The sequence below is a fragment of the Hyphomonas polymorpha PS728 genome, from assembly GCF_000685315.1.
In the GTDB taxonomy this organism is placed as follows: Bacteria; Pseudomonadota; Alphaproteobacteria; order Caulobacterales; family Hyphomonadaceae; genus Hyphomonas; species Hyphomonas polymorpha.
This window is the reverse complement of record NZ_ARYM01000026.1, coordinates 25,868-45,873: the sequence shown is the minus strand read 5'-3', so window position 1 is coordinate 45,873 and position 20,006 is coordinate 25,868. Positions and strand designations below refer to the sequence as shown.

Here is a 20,006-nt window from a genome sequence, read left to right as displayed (position 1 = left end):
CGCGGCGCCGCCACTGCTGCTGCCCCCACCGCCGCCACAGGCAACCAGGGCGAGACCGGCGAAAACGGCAGCGGCGGCGCCTTTGACGCGCTGGGTGGATCGTATTTTCATTGGGGGGCCCGGCAATCTGAAGTTACCCGATCCTTACTGCCAGATTGAGGCGCGGCAAGCGAAAAAAGGATGACATTTTAAGGCGTAAGGTTAATTGGCGACGCATTCGCCCCATAGGCGCAAAGCGCGCGGCGGCGTCCCTTCAGGTTAGAATATCGCTGGCAGGGAGCTTTGCTTCGCGGCGGGCGGCGAAATGGGTTTCGAAGGCGACGACGAGGCAGGCCGCGATGATGATGCCGGCGCCCGCCCAGACGCGCCAGCCGGGGATTTCCTGGAAGAAGAAATAGCCGAGCAGCGCCGACCAGATGAGGCCGGTATATTCGAACGGGGCGAGGGTCTGCGCCTTGGCGCGCGCATAGGCCATGGTCATCAGCCACCAGATGCCGATGCCGAAAACGGCCGCGCCGGTAAGCAGCGTCCAGGCGCCATCTGCCGGCAGCGGATCGGTGAACACCAGCATGAAGGGCAGCAGGAACAGCGCCGGGAAGATGTTCATGAAGGTGACCAGGGTGAGGCTGTCTTCCTCTCTCGTCCGCAGGCGGAGGAGAACGATGTTGAGGGCGTAGAGAACGGCAGAGGCGAGGACCGAAGCCGTGCCATAGAGGCGGTTGCCATCGGCGGGCGCGCCGGACGTTTCCGCCGTGGCGGCCAGCGCGGCGCCGCAGAAGCCGACGAGAGAGGCGCCGATGGTCACCGGGCTCATCTTTTCCCCCAGGATGATGCGGGCGATGGGGGCAATCATCAGGGCCGCCGTGAAACCCAGCACCACCGCCTCAGCCAGGGCAATCTGCGTCAGCGAATAGAAGAAGCAGAAAGCGGAGATGACCTGTGCCAGCGATCTGAGGGCATGAAAGCGGATGGCCGGCAGCGAGGGGAAGGGACGGCGGGCCTGCAGGAACAGCGCGAGCATGATTGCCGAGCCGAGCGCATACCGCCAGGTGGTGGCCGTCAGTACGCTGGTGGCGCCCTGCATGACATATTTCATCAGGGCATCAATGCCGCAGCCAAAGACCACGCCAAGGCAGACCAGAAGGATGGGGTGGGGCGTGCGCATCAGGCCGCCGCGTGCAGTCCCAGCCAGACAACATAGGCGGCATAGCCGGTCAGCATGATGGCGCCTTCTGTCCGGCCGATGCGCCAGCGCGACATGGCGGCGAGGAAGAGAAGCACAGTTGCCGCCAGCATCACCCAGATATCCAGCCGGATGATTTCGGCCGGTACGGGGATCGGCTTCACGATGGCTGTGACGCCCAGAATGCCGAACATGTTGTAGATGTTCGACCCGACAATATTGCCGAAGGCAATGTCGCCCTGCTTGCGCAGCGAGGCCATCACGGAGGTGATCAGTTCGGGAAGCGAGGTTCCCACGGCCACAATCGTCAGGCCAATGATGGTTTCGGAGATCGAGAACATCCGGGCAAGGTCAATCGCGCCGCTGACGAGGAAGCGGGCGCCGAGCATCGTCATCACCAGGCCGCCGACGACGAAGACGAGATCGATGCCGATGGCGCCGGCGGAAAGCTTTGGCGTGTCCACCGGTCCGCCCGCGGCGGCGGTGGCCGCTTGCGTAGCCTTCCTGTCCTGCTGGAAGGCAAACCAGATATAGGCGGCCAGGCCGATCACGAAGACGATGCCCATCCAGCGCGACAGCTGGCCCGAGACGACCGCCCCGATGCAGAGCAGGGTGGCGATGGCCAGGACCACCCCATCCCGCTTGAAGGCATTCCGGGCAACTGCAATCGGGAAGATCAGCGCCGCCGCGCCGAGAATGAAGAGGATGTTGGCGATGTTGGAGCCAACGACATTGCCGATGGCGATGCCGGGCGAGCCGGCGAAGGCGGCCTGCAGGCTGGTGACGAGTTCGGGCGTTGACGTGCCAAAGCCCACCAGGGTGAGCCCGATCAGCAGAGGCGAAATGCGGAATTTTCCGGCAAGATTGACGGCGCCCTTGACGAGGAATTCACCGCCCGCGACGAGCAGGATCAGGCCGAGCACGAGATACACAAAAATCATCGATTATCCCCAGGGGCGCGTTGCTGGGAGCGGGTGTGGCCCATCCCGGTGCCGGGCGGAAGATGGGCGAGGAAAAATATTATGAGGGCGGCCCGGCGCAGGGAGGCTCTGGCATCTTTTGGCCTCCAGACTATTGATTTCCCCTGTATTAGTGGTGCCTAAGACCAGCCTGACCAATTTAGACCGCCTGATTCCGCCTATGACACCTTGTCCCAAACTCCGGGTATCTGCGTCCGCATGAAACGCCTTATCCTGATGCGCCACGCCAAGACCGAACCCTGGAATGAGGGGATCGACGATTTCAGCCGCGCGCTGACGCAGCAGGGCCATGAGGACGCCACGCGGATTGCCCAGGAAATCGTGGCCATGGGCTGGAGCCCCGAGCGGATCCTGGTTTCCAGCGCAAGGCGGGCCAGGGAGACCTGTTCTGAAGTCGCCAAGGTGGTGACAGGAGAAAAGGTGCGCCCGATGGAAGCCCTTTACCTGACCGGCGTGAGGGGTCTGACCGAGGCGGTGTCACAGAATGACGGCGCGGGGGTTCTGATGCTGATCGGGCACAATCCGGGCCTGCATGACTTTGCGCTGAGCATCCTGCGGGAAGGCGGGTCGCTGGACCATGCCGCCTCGCTGCGGCTGCACGAGAAGTTTCCGACCAGCTGCGCGGCGCTGTTTGAGACCGAAGAGGAGGGCGCTTTCGTGCCCGCCAATTTCCGCCTGGTGCAGGTTCTCCGCGCCAAGGATTTCCGCGCGGCGAGCGCCGGATAAAAAACCGCCCCTTACCCTTTGGGGGCAAGAGGCGGGAGGAGCCACGGTTCCGTGGAGAGTTGGGCTTGAGAGGCTTTAAGGGGCTGGAACCGTGATCTGGGGCCGCTCAGCGGCGTTCGGCGTGGACCTGGGTCAGCAGCTCGCTGTCGATTGAGCGGACGGCGCTGTCCATCGTCTTGCGGACGCAGAAGGTTTCCACGATGGAGCGGGGCACACGGATGTCAGCATTTTCAGACACGCAGCGGTCTTCGATCTGCTTGCGGATGTGCTCGTACTCGGCTTCCGCGCCGGCGACGGTGGACAGCTTTTTCGAGGAATAATTCACATCCATTTCGAACTTTTCGCTGGCAGCGAAGGCAGGGGCGGCGACGGTGGTGGCGGCGAGGGCGGCGGCGATGATGAAGCGTTTCATGGGCGTTTCCTTGATGCGGGTTTTCGAGGGAGGGGAGAGAGGGGGCCGCGCAGCCAGCCAGGGGAAACTGGCTGCGCGGGGGGGAGCCGCTTAGTTGCGGGCTTCGCGGCGGTTCTGGCGGCGGCGGCGAGCGACCAGGAGGTTCAGGCGGCCCTCCGAGCCATCGTCATTCGCCGGCAGGGACCGGAGGGAGGCATCGTTGGCGATGAGGCCGTAGGCCAGGACACCTTCGAAAACCAGGCTACCGTTGTCGCTGAGACGGGCGCGGGGGGACATGACTTGATACTCCTTCTTGATGATCGGTTTGTCCGTTTTGTCTTTGGTGGGCTCTTCCCGCCGCCGACACAGACTAGATAGATCATGAATTATTGTTTTTCAATATGAAATTATCGAAAAAAAATAAGTATCAATAAAATCAAGGCGATAATATCATCGAATAACGATAATTCCCCGCTTTGGCTGGCGCGCGGGGGAATTATTGTAATTCGATAATGCTGAATTTGTGGGTCAGCGCTGCTGGCGGCAGCGGTCCGAACAGTATTTCACCTCGTCCCAGACCCGTTCCCATTTCTTGCGCCAGGAGAACGGGCGCCCGCAGCTGGCGCAGATTTTGGTGGGCAGATCGGACTTGCGGACGGCTTTGCCGGAACCGGCTTTACGAGGCATGGGCGCGGCGTTCCTGTATGATCCCGAGATCAAAGCTGAGCTGTATCGGGTCTGCCGGGGCCGGCGCCCTCTTTTTCGGGGCAGCCTGCCGGCCGCGGAAGGGGATGCCCGACCGCCGGCTGCCATGGCGCGCCTGAATCTGCTCGGCCTCGGCGGCGTGTTCGGCGTTCCGGCGCAGGGCGAAGATCCGGCTGCGGGCCTCTTCGGCAGCGGCCATGTGATCGACCATGCGCATCGGGTAGGTCTGGCCCAGAACAATGCCGGCCCGCGCCCGCACCGAAGCGGGCGCCTCCCAGGGCGCGTGCAGCCACTCGTCCGGCAGGGCGGAAAGCTCCGGCACCCAGCGGCGGATGAAGGCGCCCTCGGGGTCCTGGTCGCGGGATTGCTTGACCGGATTATAGATGCGCGGCGTGTTGATGCCGGTGGTGGCCGACTGCATCTGCGCCTGGGGATAATGAATGCCCGGCTCAAAATCCGTGAAGAGGCCGGCGAGGCGTTCTGCAGGCAGTTTCCAGTCCAGCCACAGATGATGGGCTGCAAAGGCCATGGTCATGGCGCGCATGCGGAAGTTCAGCCAGCCGGTGGCCTTGAGGGAGCGCATGCAGGCGTCGAGAAAAGGGAAGCCCGTGCGCCCTTCGATCCAGGCAGCAAGCCGGGGATCATCTTCTTCCGGCGCGGGGCGCAGCCCGTCATAGGCGGGATGAAGATTTCGGGATTCGATCGAGGTCTGGTCTTCCAGCTTCTGAATGAAGTGACAGTGCCAGTGCAGGCGGGAAATGAAGCTGCCGATCGAGGCGGCAAACTCCGCATTCCCCTCCCGGACATGCATTTCCTTCGCCCTCTGCGCGGCCTGCCAGGCCTCCCGCATGGAAACCGTTCCGAAGGCGAGATGGGGCGACAGGCGCGAGCAGGCATCGGCCGCCGTCAGCGGGCTCGACATCTGCCGCTGATAGGCCTGGCCGCGAACCTCCAGGAAACTGCGCAGACATTCCACGCCGGCGGCGCGCCCGCCTTTCTGGCGCTGCGGGCAGTCATCAGGCCCCAGCCCGAAATCCTGAGGCAGGGGAAAGTCTTCCGCCTGCGCCTGAGCGGAGAGCAGGGTTTCCGGAGCAACCATCCGCGGGCGGCGCATGAAGGCCTCCCAGTGGCTGGCCCATCCGTCGCGGGATTTCAGGGCCCGCTGGACCCCATTCTGGGGCTGTTCCCGCAGGGAAATGCCCGCATTGCGTGCCCAGCGGCGAACGGCGCGGTCACGGTCAAAGGTCCATTGCAGGCCTGTTTCCTCATGCGCATGGATGGCGGCAATGCCCTGCCTGCGGTGGATCTCCGACAAGACATCGATGGCGTTCCCCGTGCGGATGACGAGGCCTGAGCCGCGCGCCTTGAGGGCTGCGTCCAGCTCTTCAAGCGCTTCCTTCACAAAGTCGAACTGGCGGCGGGAGTGTTCCGGCAGCGCCCAATAGCCCGGCTCGAAGATGTATAGCGGCAGGATGGGCGCGCCGCTGGCCGCGGCCGCCATGAGCGCTGCGTGATCATGGACACGCAGATCGCGTTTAAACCAGATGACATGCACACTAGACATGGAACAAATATAGAACAAACCGCCCTGGCCTGCAAGGGGTGGCGCGAGGAACGCCCGCCGCGCCGTTCTCGCAGCGTTTCGTTGCGGTAGTGAAACGAGTGTGATTAAAGGTTTAAAGGTTTGGGGCGCGGTTCCTTGGGGGGAGGGACATGGGGGCAGATGGGGAGACAGCCCGGCAACTGGTTTTGCCGCTGTATGGCGGGGGCCTGCGGGAGCCGTCTCCCGACATGGCCAGCGCCCATGCGGCGGCCCATTCGCTGGCCATCCACCGGCCTGAAGATTCCGCCATCCGGACACTGACGGCCGCCCAGATGCGGGGGGCGGGCCTTGGCCTGTTGCTGCTGGCCGGTCTGGCAGTGAGCGCCCCTGAGGCCGCCTTTGCCGCGCTGAGCCTGGGCGCATTCTTTTTCTTTGTGGCGGCGCTGGCCTTTCGCGGCGTCGTATATCTTCACGGTATCAGGGCGGCGGCGCACGTGCCGCAGGCTCGCCGGGACATGGCCGGCGATGACGGGGTTCTCTGGTCGGTCTACACGCTGCTCATCGCGCTCAAGGATGAGGCGGAGAGCGCGGCCCAGCTTTCGCAGGCGATCTGCGATCTGGATTATCCGAGAAACAGGCTGGACATAAAACTGCTTGTCGAAACGGGGGATGAGGCCACCTGGGACGCCTTGCGCGCGCAGTCCTGGCCGCCGGGCACGGAACTTCTGATCGTGCCGCCCGGTCAGCCGAGAACCAAGCCGCGTGCGCTGAATTACGGACTGCTTCGCGCAAAGGGCGAATTTGTCGTTGTGTATGATGCCGAGGATCGTCCGCATAGGGATCAACTGAAGGCGGCGGTGCGGGCGTTCCGGATGGGTTCCCGTGATCTGGCCTGCGTGCAGGCGCCGCTTGTGGGGGACGGCGACAGGGGATGGATCGCCGGGCAGTGGGCGTTGGAATATGCCGTTCAGTTTGGGCGCATTCTGCCCGGGCTTGCTACGCTCGGGTTTCCGATTGCGCTGGGCGGAACAAGCAATCATTTCCGCAGGGCGCTGCTGGAAGGCGTGGAGGGGTGGGACCCCTGGAATGTGACGGAGGACGCCGATCTGGGGTTACGGCTTGCCCGCAGCGGGCTGCAGGTGGGCGTCATTGAGCCGCCGACCCTGGAAGCGCCGCCTGAAGCACTCGGGGTCTGGCTGGCGCAGCGGTCGCGCTGGCTGAAAGGGTTTCTGCAGACATGGCTGGTGGTGATGCGGCGCCCCCGCAAGGCGATGAGGGAAATGGGCGCGGGAAATTTCCTGGCGCTTCAGCTGACGCTGGGAGCGGCCATCCTCTCGGCATTGGTTCACGGGCCCTGGGCCGTGTGGCTGGCCACGACACTGGTTTTACCCGGCATCGGGCCGGGCCTTCTATTCCTCTGGTTTATCGGCGCCTCCTATGCCGCCAGCATCGCCATGGCGCTGGCCGCGCCCGGAGCGCGAGACCTGCGCCGTTATGGGCTGGCGCTGACGCTGCCCCTATACTGGCCGTTGCAATCCATCGCGATGGTGCGGGCACTCTACAGCCTGGCGCGCAGACCTCATTTCTGGGCGAAGACACCTCATGGCAGCCCGGCGCCGGTGAGGCCACGACAACCGGCTGCCCCTGTCGGGCGAATTCACTCGTCTGAGGCTTGAGTTGTTCTGGGGCCGAAACGTTCTCCGTGCGTTCGCGGGTGAAACGGAGAACGGGCGGGTCTTCACACTTTGACGCCGGGTGACCGCTTGGCGCCGCGAGGGTGGCAGAATAGGGTGACGTAGAGACAGACACCGCCCAGGGAGCACCGCAATGGCTTATAACAATGCCGAGCAACTCGAAGAGTTCCGGCTCGAAACGCGCAAATGGCTGGAAGCCAACTGCCCCCCCTCAATGCGCACGCCAATGGTGGACGACGAGGTCGTGTGGGGCGGGCGCAACGCCACCTTCAAGAACCCCGATTCCAAGCTGTGGCTCGACCGGATGGCCGAGAAGGGCTGGACCGCGCCGGAATGGCCCAAGGAATATGGCGGCGGCGGCCTGTCGCGCGCGGAAGCCCGCGTGCTGGAGCAGGAGATGCGCCGCATCAAGGCACGCGCGCCGCTGTTCTCGTTCGGCCTCTGGATGTTTGGCCCGGCGCTGCTCGAATTCGGCAATCACGAACAGAAGCTACGCTTCATTCCCGACATCGTGAAGGGCAAGATCCGCTGGTGCCAGGGGTATTCGGAGCCGGGCGCAGGGTCTGACCTCGCGGGCCTGCAGACGCGCTGCGAAGACAAGGGCGATCATTACCTGATCAACGGCCAGAAGGTGTGGACCTCCTATGCCGACAAGGCCGACTGGATCTTCTGCCTGGTGCGCACCGATACCAGCACGAAGCATGAGGGCATCAGCTTCATCCTGTTCGACATGAAGTCGCCGGGCGTCGAAGCGCGCCCGATCCAGCTGATCTCCGGCGAGAGCCCGTTCTGCGAAACCTTCTTCACCGACGTGAAGGTGCCGAAGGACCAGCTCGTTGGCCGCCTCAATGGCGGCTGGGAAATTGCCAAACGCCTGCTGCAGTTCGAGCGCTCGTCGATTTCTTCCAGCGGGTTTGGCGGCACCGGGTCGCTCTCGCCTGAGGAATACGCCAAGCAGCTGATCGGCACCGACGAGTCCGGCCGTCTGCTGGACGGCGATCTGCGGGGGCGCCTCGCCGATCACCGGATGTATGCCAAGGCATTTGCGCTGACCGTGCAGCGCCAGACCGAACAGGCAAAGGCCGGTCAGGCCGTGGGCCATACCGCCTCGATCCTGAAATATGGCGCCGCCAAGATGAACCAAGACCGGCACGAGCTGCTGATCGAAGCGCTCGGCACCGAGGGCCTGGGCTGGGCAGGGGAGGGCTTTGACAAGGGCGCCCTGCGCGTCACGCGCCAATGGCTGCGCTCGAAAGGCAACTCCATCGAAGGTGGCACGTCCGAGATCAACCTCAATGTCATCGCCAAGCGCGTGCTGGGTCTGAAGGATCATCAGTAGGCGGGACTTGATCGCTGCTTTTCGGAACAACCCTACGACATAGAATTTAAGGTGTCAGAGTAATGAGCTTTGTACTGACTGAAGACCAGGAAATGCTGCGCGAAACCGCCATGGCGTTCGCGCGTGACGAACTTTCCGTCAATCATCTGCGGGCGCTGCGCGATGCCGGCGCCAATGGCAAGGACGCAAAAACCCGGCAGAAACTGGCCGAGCTTGGCTTTTTCGGCGTGATCATCCCCGACGAGCCGGGCGCGGAAACCTTTGGCCTGACGGGCCTTGGCCAGATTCTCGAAGCGCAGGGGCGCACCCTTGCGGCCACGCCCCTGCTGCAGACGGCGCTGATCGCTGCCTCGGCCTTCCAGCTTGGCGGCAGCCCCGCCCAGCAGGCCGAATGGCTGCCGAAGATCGCGGCTGGCGAGGTGACGTTTGCGCTTGCCCTCGACGAGTCCGCGCATTTCTCGCCCTACAGCGTTTCGACCGAGGCCGAGCGCAACGGGCAGGGCTATACGATCAACGGTATGAAGAAATATGTGCCCGATGCGCATCATGCCGACATGCTGATCGTTGTGGCGCGCACCTTTGGCAGCAATGGCGATCGCCATGGCCTCAGCCTGTTCCTTGTGCCAGCCGATGCCAAGGGCGTAACCATCAGTGAACTGAAAACTGTTGACAGCCACGGCGCCGCGCATGTGACGTTTGATGATGTCATGGTGCTGGAGAGCACGCTGATCGGGCCGGCTGACCAGGGCGCTGATATTCTTGATCCCGTGCTCGACCGCGCAGCCATCGGGCTGGCCGCCGAAATGCTCGGCTCGGCCCAGGCCGCGTTCGACATGACGCTGGAATACCTCAACAACCGCAAGCAGTTTGGCCAGCTCATCGGCTCGTTCCAGTCTCTCCAGCACCGCGCCGCGAAGATGTTTGTCGAGCTGGAAATGACGCGCTCCTGCGTCGCTGCGGCGCTGTCGGCGGCGGATGATGGCAAGACCGATCTTGCGGAACTGGCGAGCCTCGCAAAGGCAAAGGCCGGCGAGCTTGTGCATCTGGTCTCCAATGAATGCGTTCAGATGCATGGCGGCATCGGCATGACCGATGCTGCAGAGCCAGGCTTCTACATGAAGCGCGCGCGGGTGCAGGAAGCGCTCTACGGATCTGCCAGCTGGCACCGGGATCGCTACGCCCGTCTCGCCGGCTTCTGATAAAAGCACCGGTTTTTCCCGGTTTGGTTTTCCTTTTCGGGCGTTATGTGGAACTATAAGTTCTGCATAACGTCTGAGAAGGAGATTACCCATGACCATTTCACGCCGTGAGGCCAAACCTCTCTGCACGGCCGCCGAATTTGCGCTTGCCAATGAGAGCTATCCGCCCGCTGTTGGAAATCTCAATGAGAAAGAGCTCCGTCAACGGATAAATCGCGTGCGAAAGCTGCGGGACAAATACGCTGATCTGGCAAGCAAGCAGGCCCGGGAAATCCGCGGCAAGGCGGCGCCGACCCGGCAGAAGGCGCCCACCGGCAATGCGGCGACTGTCACCAAACGCGACTTCTTCGCCGAAACGCTGGACCGTTTTGAAACCAAGCTCGGCATCGTTGAGCGCAGAGCGGCGCGGGAAAGCGCAGCAGCAGAGAAAGAGAAGGCCCAGGCGGCCCTGCAAACGGCTCTGGACCGGAAGCAGACGGCTTCAAAGGGCAAGCCCGCATCCCGAAAGGCAGGCAAGGGCATGAGTTCCGCGCCGTCGAGCAAGCGGGAAGCCTTTCCGAACCTGAAGACAATGAAAGGCGCAGCCCGCGCCAACAATGCGCGCAGCCAGGCAAAACGCGACGCCAAGCGCTGAGCGTATCTGGAAAAACAAGAAAGCCGCCGCTCCGGTGATCGGAGCGGCGGCTTTGCTTTGTGAGTTCGGTGGCCTCAGGCTTTCTTGAGCGCAGCGGCTTTTTTCAGTTCCTTGGCGATCAGATAGTAAAGCACCGGGCGATGTTTGGCGCGCACGCTGCGGCCATACTTCTCTACCGCTGCCTTGATGGCGGCATCTGCCTTTGCCTCATCGGTGACGCCGAGCCGTTTGCCGATGAAATTCGTCTTTACGCGGGCGAGTTCATCCTTGTCGGAGGCGGCAACCGTGGCTGAGTCAGCCTTATAGATTGCCGGGCCGCAGGCTTTGACAACTGCATCGAGAAGGGCAAGGTCCGGGCGCGCTTCGCCGACTTTTTCCTTCAGGTCTGCGATATACTTCTCAATAAGCACTTCTTTGGCGCTGGGCGCCTTGGTGGTGGCTTTTGCCATTTTGATTTCCTTCCTTGGTCCACTCCAGCGCAAAAAGGCGAAGCGGATAATGCCACAGGGTTTGCGAAGGAGGCCTGATGCCTCAAGGGCATGTAGACCTCGCTTCGCCGGAAGGATCAAGCAGAAATGCACAGGCTGTGCATTTCTGACTCAATTATCAGTATACAGATTTTACTTGTGGAGTGCGTAAATCATGCAGACACTGGAGGATATCTGCTGGGGCTTATCATCCGATGGCAGATTGAGTGTGTCGATATCAGCCTGGGTGATGGTTATCTGGCGCCCGCCGATCCGCGCCGCCGTCACAGTGACACTGCTTGGGGGCGGCGGGGGTGGTGGCGGCGCCATCGCGGCCGGCGCAGACCGATAGTAGTCGTAATCACTGCCCGCCATGGAGGACCACTGACCAAGGCAGGGGCCGCCGCCTTCCTGCACAACCATCAGCTTGCCGAGCGTTGCGCCGCTGGCCGCAGCCGTGGCCCTTGCGCGGGCGGAGCCATCCTTCACCGCGGCTTCATAGGCGGCGAGGTTCATCTCGGTGGTTCTTTCCAGATAGGTCGAGAGGCCGGAAGAGTTTTCCGGGGCCAGGGCCAGAGCGCCTGCGCGGGCGGCGCCCGCCTTGGAGACATCATCCACGATCACGCTCAGCGAAACGCGCGCCTCATAGGCGCGGATCTTGTCGGAGCGCTCATTGTCGATGCGATTGCCATCCTTGTCCTTGTATTGCTCATAGAGCGCGGTGACATTCACCGAGGACTGAATGACGGTGCTCTTGCCGGCCGTCTTCTTGATCGTGTCATAGGCAAGACGCCCCCGCTCGACCGCCAGCTGCATCGCTTTTTTCGAATCCTTGTCCGTTTCCAGATAGGTGACCGAGAAGGAAGCGCGGTTTGGAGCAACCTCCATGTTGGCCCGGCCAAGCACTTCGATGACGGGGTTTCTCGTCCAGTAGGGCGTTGTGAAGGCCTCGTTCTGGAAGTCGGGCATCGTCTGCGCGCTGGCCACAGACGTGGCGGCCGTACTCATCGCAAGGAACAGGCACGCAAGGGCGCGCATGGTGGAAGGGCGTTTCATGTAGGTCCCCATAAGGTCAGATGTGAATGCGGCCTGCAGAGTGAACTGCAGGCCGCAAAACTATCGAACCTTTAATGTGGCCGTACAATGGCTGGATTAGTCCCCTTTTTCGTTCGCTTCGGCCTGGAGCAGCGTATAGCGCTCGATGCCGATACGCTCGATCAGGGCGAACTGGGTTTCCAGATAATCGACGTGTTCTTCCTCATTGTGGAGGATCTTGTAGAAGAGATCGCGGCTGCCATAGTCGCGCACTTCCTCACAATATTCGATTGCGTCGCGCAGCAGCGGGATGGCGATATTCTCGAGCTTGAGATCGCATTCGAGGATTTCCTGAACGCTCTCGCCGATATGCAGCTTGCCCAGATCCTGAAGGTTGGGCAGGCCGCCGAGGAAGAGGACGCGCTCGACCAGCCAGTCGGCGTGATGCATCTCCTCGATCGATTCCTCATACTCTTTCTTGGCGAGCTTGGAGACGCCCCAGTCGCGCAGCATGCGGGAATGCAGGAAATACTGGTTGATGGCGGTCAGCTCGTTTTTCAGGGCCTGGTTCAGGAAGTCGATGACCTTCTTGTCGCCTTTCATGGGGAGCTCCGCTGGTTGGCTATGTAAGTGAATCTACTTAGCCATATAGAGGAGGGGTCTGCGGCGATCAACCAAAAAATCCAATAAAATCAATTGCATATGAAAGTGCGACACAGTTGCAGCAGGCATGGCTTGAGTGCCTGCGCAAGGCAGGCACAGTCAATGCTTTGAGTTTTCAGGAAGAAACCGTTTGCAGCGGACGCTTATTCAGCAGCCATCATCGGCAGGGAGCCGCCTTGAGCGTCCATCTTCTCGGCAATCATTTCGCCGATCGTGGTGGAGCACTTGCCGCAATTAAACTTGCAGCCATGGTGCGCCTGCACAGCCTTGGGGCTGCGGGCGCCAGCATCCACGGCCTCACGGACCGACCGGCAGTTGATACGATTGCAGACGCAAATGATCATGCGAACCATTTGCAGCACTTGCGAATGAGTGTCAATCAGGCTTTTGCGGCATGCGGGCTTGAATTTGCATCCCCGGAAACGGTCAGGCGGCGGGCGGTGCTTCCCATCCAAAAACATCCTCAATTCCAAGGCCGAAGACCCTAGCTATCCGGAAGGCACTTTCCAGGGAGGGGGAGTATTTGCCCCGCTCTATCGCGATGACCGTCTGGCGGGTGACGCCGATCGCTTCGGCAAGCGCTGCCTGGCTCATCCCGCCTCGGGCTTCGCGCAGCTCCCGGATGCGATTGGTGATCGGAGGGGCGCTGGCCATGGCTCAGCCTCCCCGGCGGTACAGGAAGATCTGGAAGGCGTATTCTGATATCTGCGACAGCATCAGGCTGAGAAAGACCAGGTGGAACAGCATGTTTCCATCAAGGTTCACCGAATAGTGCCAGAGACCCCCGAGCGCCGGAACGGCCAGCACATAGCCCGACCAGTTGCCGGCCTTGTCGGCGATGATCTTCTCCCGTTCGTCGGCGGGCGCATCGGCCTCCTTGCCGGCCATTCCCGCAAGAACCGACATCACGATCACCGAGGCAATCACGATGAACACCACATAGGCGATGACGAAGCCGATGATCGGCGGGGCGGTTCTGCCAAGCGCCTCGGAAAGGCTCATCACCTTGCCGAAATAGGAGACCGCGCCCGCACTCAGGATCAAGCCCATGCCCCAGGCCGATTTTTCCCGGAACGACATGTTCGCGACGGTTTCGATAACAGACATTGCGGTCTCCGATCGTGTCAAAAATTCTATACATTCTCATATGGTTCAAAATTTTTAACATGTCAAACATATTTTACAAAACTTGCCCCGTCGCTTGACGCCCCCCGGCGCGGCCTCTAGGTCCGGCGGACCATTAATCAGTAGTGACTGACGACACGATGACCGACCTTTCGACCCTCGCCCAAACTGCCAAGGCCTGGCCTTTCGAGCTTGCGCGCGCGCTGGAAAAGCGCGTGGCCGAGCAGGTGAAGGCAGGCGAGCGCAAGGCGGACGCGCCGGTCATCTTCGAGACGGGCTACGGCCCCTCGGGCCTGCCGCATATCGGCACCTTCGGCGAGGTTGTTCGCACCACGATGGTGCGCCATGCGTTTGAGGTGCTGACGGCGGGCAAATATGCCACGCGCCTTATCTGCGTGTCCGATGACATGGACGGTATGCGGAAGGTTCCCGATACCGTGCCCGATCCCAAGTCGCTGGAAACCTTCCTCCAGAAGCCGCTGACCTCGGTGCCCGATCCTTTCGGCACCCATGCGTCCTATGGCGCGCACATGAATGCGCGTCTCTGCGCCTTCCTCGACAAGTTCGGCTTCCAGTACGAGTTCCTTTCGGCCACCGACTGTTACAAGTCCGGCCGGTTTGACGCGATGCTGCTGCGCGCGGCGGAGAAGTATCAGGCGATCATGGATGTGATGCTGCCCACCCTGGGGGAGGAGCGCCGCGCCACCTATTCGCCCTTCCTGCCGATCAGCCCCAGCAGCGGCCGGGTGCTCTATGTGCCAATGAAGAAGGTGGACGCGGCGCGCGGTGAAGTGACGTTCACGGATGAAGACGGCACGGATGTGACGCTGCCGGTCACTGGCGGCGCCGTGAAGATGCAGTGGAAGCCCGATTTCGGCATGCGCTGGGCTGCCCTCGGCGTCGACTTTGAAATGTTCGGCAAGGACCATCAGGCCAACGCGCCCATCTATTCCAAGATCTGCCGCATCCTGGGCGCGCGCCCGCCGGAACAGTATGTCTACGAACTGTTCCTGGACGAGAAGGGCGAAAAGATCTCCAAGACCAAGGGCAATGGCATCTCGGTCGAGCAATGGCTGACTTATGCTCCGGACGAGAGCCTTGCGCTGTTCCAGTTCCAGAAGCCGCGCGTGGCGAAGAAGCTCTATTTCGACGTCATCCCCAAGACCGTGGACGAATACCTCACCTTCCTCGAAAAGTTCCCGCAGGAAGAGGCCGCTGCGCAGCTGGAAAATCCTGTCTGGCACATCCATTCCGGCCGCCCGCCGCAATGGTCGAGCCCGGTCAGCTTCGCGCTGCTGATGAACCTGGTGGCGGTCGCAAACCCGACCGATACCTCCCAGCTCTGGGCCTATATCACCCGCTATGCGCCCGAAGCGTCTCCGCAGACCCATCCGCTGCTGGATGAGCTGGCAGGCTATGCCATGCGGTATTACCGGGACTTCGTGTTGCCGGCGAAAACCTTCCGGGCACCGACGGAGCAGGAGCGCGCCGCGATGGCCGACCTTTCCGGGCGCCTCAAGGCATTCAGCGACGAGCCCACTGGCGAGAACCTGCAGACGCTGACCTTCAGCGTGGGCAAGGATCATGGCTTTGAAAATCTGCGCGAATGGTTCAAGGCGCTTTACGAGGTGCTGCTGGGCCAGGAGCAGGGGCCGCGTTTCGGTAGTTTTGCAGCGCTCTATGGCGTGGCCGAGACCGCCAGGCTGATCGACGACGCGCTGGCGCGTGGCTGAGCTGTAAGCTGAAAGTAACGCAAATGCGGGTTATGGATGGGTCTTCCCAAGGAGGCCCTCTGCCCATGCGTCTTTTCATTCTTGCTGCGCTCGCCCTGACTTTGCCGATGACGGGCTGTGTGGCGACCAAGATCGTCACCGTTCCGGTCAGCCTGGCGGGGGACGCGCTGGAGGCAACGGCCAAGGGCGTGGTGTATGTGGGCGGCACGGCCGTCCGCGTGACGGGCGACGCGCTGGACGGGCCGGACGAGATGGTCCGCCTCGAGGTGACCTACAAGAAGGGCAAGAGCACGCGCACCGAGACGCGCGAAGTCAAAGCCAAACATGTCGAGCGCGAAATCAAGAAGATGAGCAAGAAGGGCAAGGTGGTGGACGTGGAAGTGTCGCCGCTCCGCTGACCCCTGAAAAAGAAACCCCTGACCCGCTTTCACGGGCCAGGGGCGCAGTTTCGCTGCGCGCCATACAGCCGGGAAGCGGCCCGGCTATCGCGCTGCAGCGATCAGGGAGACTTTGGCCTTGGGCAGCTTGCCCTCCGGCCAGCCGGCCCAAAGCTCTGCCTCATGGGCCTTTGCTTTTTCGGTGGCGGCTTCTTTCACATGGCCGAAGCCGCGGATTTCGTCAGGCACTTTGGCAATCTCGACGGCCAGGCTGTGATTGGAGGGGGTCAGCTCCCGCGCAATCCGGCCCATATTGGCAAGATAGTCATCGCGCAGGCCGCGTTCCATCTTGCGCTCCTCGGTATAGCCGAAGAGGTCGAACCGGGTGCCCCGCAGGCCTTTCAGCCGGGCGAGAACCCGGAAGCCGGTCAGCATCCATGCGCCGAAATGCTTTTTCTCCAGATGCCCGTTGGCATCCTTCTTCGAGAGGATCGGCGGGGCGAGCCAGAAGCGAAGCTTGCCGCCCTTGAACTGGCTGGCCAGCTGCTCAGCAAACTTTCCATCCGTATAGAGACGGGCAACTTCATACTCGTCCTTGTAGGCCATCAGCTTGTAGGCATAGGTGGCCACCGCGCGCGTCAGGTTTTCGCCGAGGCCGGCCTGCGTCTCTGCCGCGCGGACCTCTGCCACGATGTCCCGGTAGCGGGCGGCATAGCCGGCATTCTGATAGGCGGTGAGGCGGCCGGCGCGGTCCTCGATCAGCTCGTCCAGCGTCTTGGGCTCGATATGGCCGCGGGGATCGTGCTGCGGGGCGAGGCGTTCAGGCGCCGCGGCGGCGAGGCGGCCGATATTGAACGCGGCCATGTTATCCTCAACCTTGGTGCCGTTGAGGCGGATGGCGCGGTAAAGGCCGCGCAGGCTGACGGGCACTTTGCCCTTCTGCCAGGAATAACCCACCATGATCATGTTGGTGTAGATGGCGTCATGCAGATAGCCCACGGCGAGCGCTTCGGCATCAAAGGCGCCGAACTCTGCGGTCTGGCGTTTTACCCGCGCCGAGAGCAGATCGCTCTCGAAACGTTTTGACCGGTTACGGATGAATTCTGAAGTGGGGGTAACGTCCGAATTGGTGTAGGCGGCCGTGCGATCCGGATCCATCAGGTTCAGCGCGTCGCCGCCGGCGGCCACCACAAGATCGCAGCCGATGATCAGGTCAGCGCTGGCCGGGGGCACGCGGCCGGTGGAGATCATCTCCGGCTCGCGGGCAAAGCGCACATGGCTGAGCACCGGCCCGCCTTTCTGCGCAAGGCCCGTCATGTCCAGCGTGCAGGCCGCATTGCCGTCCACATGCGCGGCCATGGCCAGCACGGCGGCAACCGTGGTGACGCCCGTTCCGCCGACGCCCGTGAACAGCACGTTCCAGGGCTGGGCGAGGCTGGGTGTCTCGGGCAGGGGCAGGCCGTCGGCATCAAAGACAAGGCGCGGCTGGTCTTCCCAGGCCGGTTCGCCGTCCTTGATCGTCACGAAGCTCGGGCAGAAGCCCTTGACGCAGGAAAGATCGGTATTGCAGGTCGACTGGTTGATCCGGCGCTTGCGGCCAAGTTCGGTCTCCACCGGCTCCACCGAGAGGCAGTTGGATTTGATCGAGCAGTCGCCGCAGCCCTCACAGACTTCGGTGTTGATGATGGTGCGTACACGGTCTGGGGCGATCATGCCGCGCTTGGAGCGGCGGCGTTTCTCGGTGGCGCACATTTGATCGTAGATGATGACGGAGACGCCCGGCGTCTGGCGCAGTTCCTTCTGCACGTCTTCCAGATCGTCACGGTGATAGATCTTTACGCCGCGCGGCAGGCCGGTGACGGCGGCATAGCGCGTCGGGTCTTCCGTCACGATACGGATGGTCTTGACGCCTTCGGCCTCCACCTGCTGGGCAATCTGGGCGGGCGTCTGGCCAGATTCCACATGCTGCCCGCCTGTCATGGCAACCGCGTCATTGTAGAGGATCTTGTAGGTCATGTTTGCGCCGGAGGTGACAGCGGCGCGGATGGCCAGGGAGCCGGAATGGGAATAGGTGCCATCGCCCAGATTGACGAAGACGTGGGGTTCCTCGGTGGCCCAGTGCTGGCCTACCCAGGCAATGCCTTCTCCGCCCATCTGGCTGGTCATGTCGGTTTTCCGGTCCGGCATGAAGTTCGCCATATAGTGACAGCCGATGCCGGCGAGGGCGCGGGAGCCTTCGGGAACATTGGTGGAGGTGTTGTGAGGGCAGCCCGAGCAGAAATGCGGCGAGCGCACGGTGGGCGAGGCATTCGTGCGCGCAGCTTCGCCGGCGCTGCCCACGCGGTTGAAATAGGCCTCGGCGCGGCTGGTATCCCAGCCCGAAGGGATGGAGCGCATCAGCGCGTTGGCGATTTCCGGAATGCTGAGCGAGGCAATGTCGGAGAGGAGCGGGCGGCCTTCCCCGTCGAACTTTCCTTCGATCACCGGGCGCCGGCTTTCGGGAAGGTCATAGAGGGCTGCCTTCAGCTGCGCTTCGATCAGCGCGCGCTTGTGTTCGATGACCACAACGCGCTCCAGGCCGGAGCAGAATTCGCGGATGCCTTGCGGCTCCAGCGGCCAGGGCATGGCGACCTTGAAGATGCTGAGGCCGAGGCGGCCGGCTTCTTCCGGCGTCAGGCCGATCGCGGCGAGGGCTTCGAACACGTCGCGGGCTGCCTGTCCGGTCACGATGATGCCGATGCGCGGCTTGGGCGAAGGCAGGATGACATGGTCCAGCCGGTTGGCGCGGACATAGGCCTGCGCGGCGGGCAGCTTGATCTGGCGCAGCCGGGCTTCCTTGTTGAGGGGAATGTCGCCCCGGCGCATATGCACGCCGCCTTCGGGGAAGGGGAAAGCGGGTTTTTGGATTGACAGCCTGCTGAGCGTCACATCCACCACCGAGCCGGAATCCATCGTGTCGGCAAGCGCCGTGAGCCCGACCCAGGCGCCGGAGAAGCGGCTCATCTCCCAGCCATGGATGCCGTAATCCAGCACGTCCTGGATCGAGGCCGGGTTCAGTACCGGCATCTCGGCATCCATCATCGCGTAATCGGACTGGGACGGCAGGGTGGAGGATTTGCAGTTATGATCGTCGCCCACGATGGCGAGGACGCCGCCCAGCGCCGAGGTGCCGGCCGCATTGGCGTGTTTGAAGACATCGCCCGTCCGGTCCACGCCGGGGGCCTTGCCGTACCAGATGCCGAACAGGCCATCGAATTTTGCGCCGGGGAAGAGGCCGAGTTGTTGCGAGCCCCAGACAGCGGTGGCGCCGAGGTCTTCGTTGAGGCCTTCCCAGAATTTGATGTCGTGAGCATCGAGAAGTTTCTGGACGGCGCGGAGTTGCTGGTCATATCCGCCGAGGGGAGAGCCCCGATAGCCCGAGATGAAGCCGCCGGTATTGTGGCCTGCGGCAAGGTCCAGGCGCTTGCGATCAATAGGTAGGCGGACGAGGGCCTGGATGCCCGTCATATAAGCCTTGCCCTCGACAAGCTCGTATTTGTCGTCCAGCGTAACTTCACGATGTTTCATGGCAGACTGGCGCTCCAATGTCTGCGGCATATTATTGGGAAAAACGAACGAAATTGCTTGCCTATCTTGCAAGAATTTTGTTATTTCCGGGAATATTCTTCCAATTGTTGAGGGGTTCCCGGTAAATTGTCCCAAGAGCTTGATAGCATTGATGCCCGCATCCTCGATCTGATTCAGCATGATGCGAGCCTGTCGGTCGCCGAAATTGCAGAGCGTGTGGGACTTTCTTCTTCACCCTGCTGGCGGCGCATCAAGCGCATGGAAGAGGCCGGCTTCATCAAGGGGCGGGTGACGCTGATTGACAATCATGCGCTGGGGCTGAACTTCGAGGTGATTGCCAGCGTCAAACTGGCCTTGCCGAGCAAGGAAAACCTTGAGGCTTTTGAAGCGCTTGTGCAGCTCTGGCCGGAGGTGGTCGAATGTATGACCGTGACCGGGGCGGTAGACTATTCCATGCATATCGTAACAACGGACATGCATGCCTATGACAACTTCCTGCGCGACAAACTCCTTGGTTCCAAACTGGTTTCTGACGTTCAGTCGCGGATTGTCATCCGCGTTGCGAAGAAAACCACGGCCTTGCCCCTCGGCCTCGTGCGCCAGTCCGCCAAGTCGAGCGATTAGGGCCCGGCGGGCGGCAAACCG

At 62.2% G+C, this 20,006-nt stretch carries 21 protein-coding genes; 8 read left to right on the top strand and 13 right to left on the bottom strand.

Annotated features, from left to right (window positions below; all coding sequences use genetic code 11):
* Window positions 1–253: 253 nt before the first annotated feature.
* Window positions 254–1,165 carry a DMT family transporter gene (locus HPO_RS16945; protein WP_035601434.1) on the bottom strand — a complete coding sequence of 304 codons (912 nt, stop codon included), beginning with the start codon at window positions 1,163–1,165 and terminating at the stop codon, window positions 254–256.
* On the bottom strand, window positions 1,165–2,124 hold the full coding sequence (locus tag HPO_RS16940) for a calcium/sodium antiporter (protein WP_035601432.1): 960 nt from the start codon (window positions 2,122–2,124) through the stop codon (window positions 1,165–1,167). The genes HPO_RS16945 and HPO_RS16940 overlap by 1 nt, the downstream gene beginning before the upstream one ends.
* A 237-nt stretch (window positions 2,125–2,361) precedes the next feature.
* Here HPO_RS16940 and HPO_RS16935 point away from each other — a divergent pair, with 237 nt between their 5' ends.
* Window positions 2,362–2,889 (top strand): SixA phosphatase family protein, encoded by a 528-nt coding sequence (locus HPO_RS16935; protein WP_084324406.1) that lies wholly within the window; start codon window positions 2,362–2,364, stop codon window positions 2,887–2,889.
* Window positions 2,890–2,995: 106 nt separating this feature from the next.
* Here the strand turns inward: HPO_RS16935 and HPO_RS16930 are convergent, their stop codons facing one another.
* From HPO_RS16930 to HPO_RS16920, 4 genes are all read right to left on the bottom strand, one after another.
* Complete coding sequence (locus tag HPO_RS16930; RefSeq protein WP_035601429.1) at window positions 2,996–3,301, bottom strand: UrcA family protein; 306 nt, start codon at window positions 3,299–3,301, stop codon at window positions 2,996–2,998.
* 90 nt (window positions 3,302–3,391) lie between these two features.
* On the bottom strand, window positions 3,392–3,577 hold the full coding sequence (locus HPO_RS16925; protein ID WP_035601427.1) for a hypothetical protein: 186 nt from the start codon (window positions 3,575–3,577) through the stop codon (window positions 3,392–3,394).
* 231 nt (window positions 3,578–3,808) lie between these two features.
* A complete protein-coding gene (locus HPO_RS20380) occupies window positions 3,809–3,967 on the bottom strand; it encodes a DUF2256 domain-containing protein (RefSeq protein ID WP_084324405.1) in 159 nt (52 codons plus the stop codon).
* Complete coding sequence (locus HPO_RS16920; RefSeq protein WP_035601425.1) at window positions 3,957–5,549, bottom strand: FAD-binding domain-containing protein; 1,593 nt, start codon at window positions 5,547–5,549, stop codon at window positions 3,957–3,959. Before HPO_RS16920 ends, HPO_RS20380 begins: the two co-directional genes overlap by 11 nt.
* 149 nt (window positions 5,550–5,698) lie before the next feature.
* Here HPO_RS16920 and HPO_RS16915 point away from each other — a divergent pair, with 149 nt between their 5' ends.
* The 4 genes from HPO_RS16915 to HPO_RS16900 all read left to right on the top strand — a co-directional run bounded on the left by HPO_RS16915 (window position 5,699) and on the right by HPO_RS16900 (window position 10,394).
* Window positions 5,699–7,204 (top strand): glycosyltransferase family 2 protein, encoded by a 1,506-nt coding sequence (locus HPO_RS16915; RefSeq protein WP_051612737.1) that lies wholly within the window; start codon window positions 5,699–5,701, stop codon window positions 7,202–7,204.
* A 151-nt stretch (window positions 7,205–7,355) separates the two neighbouring features.
* Window positions 7,356–8,561 (top strand): acyl-CoA dehydrogenase family protein, encoded by a 1,206-nt coding sequence (locus HPO_RS16910; RefSeq protein WP_035601423.1) that lies wholly within the window; start codon window positions 7,356–7,358, stop codon window positions 8,559–8,561.
* Between the two features lie 62 nt (window positions 8,562–8,623).
* Window positions 8,624–9,760 carry an acyl-CoA dehydrogenase family protein gene (locus HPO_RS16905; RefSeq protein ID WP_035601421.1) on the top strand — a complete coding sequence of 379 codons (1,137 nt, stop codon included), beginning with the start codon at window positions 8,624–8,626 and terminating at the stop codon, window positions 9,758–9,760.
* Between the two features lie 91 nt (window positions 9,761–9,851).
* On the top strand, window positions 9,852–10,394 hold the full coding sequence (locus HPO_RS16900; protein ID WP_035601419.1) for a hypothetical protein: 543 nt from the start codon (window positions 9,852–9,854) through the stop codon (window positions 10,392–10,394).
* 74 nt (window positions 10,395–10,468) lie between these two features.
* Here HPO_RS16900 and HPO_RS16895 read toward each other — a convergent pair whose 3' ends face one another.
* The 6 genes from HPO_RS16895 to HPO_RS16870 all read right to left on the bottom strand — a co-directional run bounded on the left by HPO_RS16895 (window position 10,469) and on the right by HPO_RS16870 (window position 13,666).
* Window positions 10,469–10,843: a DUF2853 family protein gene (locus HPO_RS16895; protein WP_035601417.1), complete on the bottom strand. Its 375-nt coding sequence runs from the start codon at window positions 10,841–10,843 to the stop codon at window positions 10,469–10,471.
* A 171-nt stretch (window positions 10,844–11,014) separates the two neighbouring features.
* On the bottom strand, window positions 11,015–11,917 hold the full coding sequence (locus tag HPO_RS16890; protein ID WP_162174064.1) for an SIMPL domain-containing protein: 903 nt from the start codon (window positions 11,915–11,917) through the stop codon (window positions 11,015–11,017).
* Window positions 11,918–12,013: 96 nt separating this feature from the next.
* The gene (gene bfr, locus HPO_RS16885) at window positions 12,014–12,499 is read right to left on the bottom strand and encodes a bacterioferritin (protein ID WP_035601413.1); all 486 of its coding nucleotides are present in this window, start codon (window positions 12,497–12,499) and stop codon (window positions 12,014–12,016) included.
* A gap of 203 nt (window positions 12,500–12,702) precedes the next feature.
* Window positions 12,703–12,912: a (2Fe-2S)-binding protein gene (locus tag HPO_RS16880; RefSeq protein WP_233349166.1), complete on the bottom strand. Its 210-nt coding sequence runs from the start codon at window positions 12,910–12,912 to the stop codon at window positions 12,703–12,705.
* A 73-nt stretch (window positions 12,913–12,985) separates the two neighbouring features.
* The gene (locus tag HPO_RS16875; RefSeq protein WP_035601411.1) at window positions 12,986–13,213 is read right to left on the bottom strand and encodes a helix-turn-helix transcriptional regulator; all 228 of its coding nucleotides are present in this window, start codon (window positions 13,211–13,213) and stop codon (window positions 12,986–12,988) included.
* Between the two features lie 3 nt (window positions 13,214–13,216).
* The gene (locus tag HPO_RS16870; protein ID WP_051612735.1) at window positions 13,217–13,666 is read right to left on the bottom strand and encodes a hypothetical protein; all 450 of its coding nucleotides are present in this window, start codon (window positions 13,664–13,666) and stop codon (window positions 13,217–13,219) included.
* A 158-nt stretch (window positions 13,667–13,824) separates the two neighbouring features.
* On the opposite strand from HPO_RS16870, the gene HPO_RS16865 reads away from it, so the two are divergent.
* Both HPO_RS16865 and HPO_RS16860 read left to right on the top strand, forming a co-directional pair.
* Entirely contained in the window at window positions 13,825–15,417 is a 1,593-nt protein-coding gene (locus HPO_RS16865) for a lysine--tRNA ligase (RefSeq protein ID WP_199285924.1), read from the top strand.
* A gap of 65 nt (window positions 15,418–15,482) precedes the next feature.
* Window positions 15,483–15,815 carry a hypothetical protein gene (locus tag HPO_RS16860; protein ID WP_035601407.1) on the top strand — a complete coding sequence of 111 codons (333 nt, stop codon included), beginning with the start codon at window positions 15,483–15,485 and terminating at the stop codon, window positions 15,813–15,815.
* Window positions 15,816–15,899: 84 nt separating this feature from the next.
* Here HPO_RS16860 and HPO_RS16855 read toward each other — a convergent pair whose 3' ends face one another.
* Window positions 15,900–19,361 carry an indolepyruvate ferredoxin oxidoreductase family protein gene (locus HPO_RS16855; RefSeq protein WP_035601405.1) on the bottom strand — a complete coding sequence of 1,154 codons (3,462 nt, stop codon included), beginning with the start codon at window positions 19,359–19,361 and terminating at the stop codon, window positions 15,900–15,902.
* A 126-nt stretch (window positions 19,362–19,487) separates the two neighbouring features.
* Between HPO_RS16855 and HPO_RS16850 the strand changes: the two genes are divergently transcribed.
* Complete coding sequence (locus HPO_RS16850; protein WP_035601403.1) at window positions 19,488–19,985, top strand: Lrp/AsnC family transcriptional regulator; 498 nt, start codon at window positions 19,488–19,490, stop codon at window positions 19,983–19,985.
* Window positions 19,986–20,006: the final 21 nt, after the last annotated feature.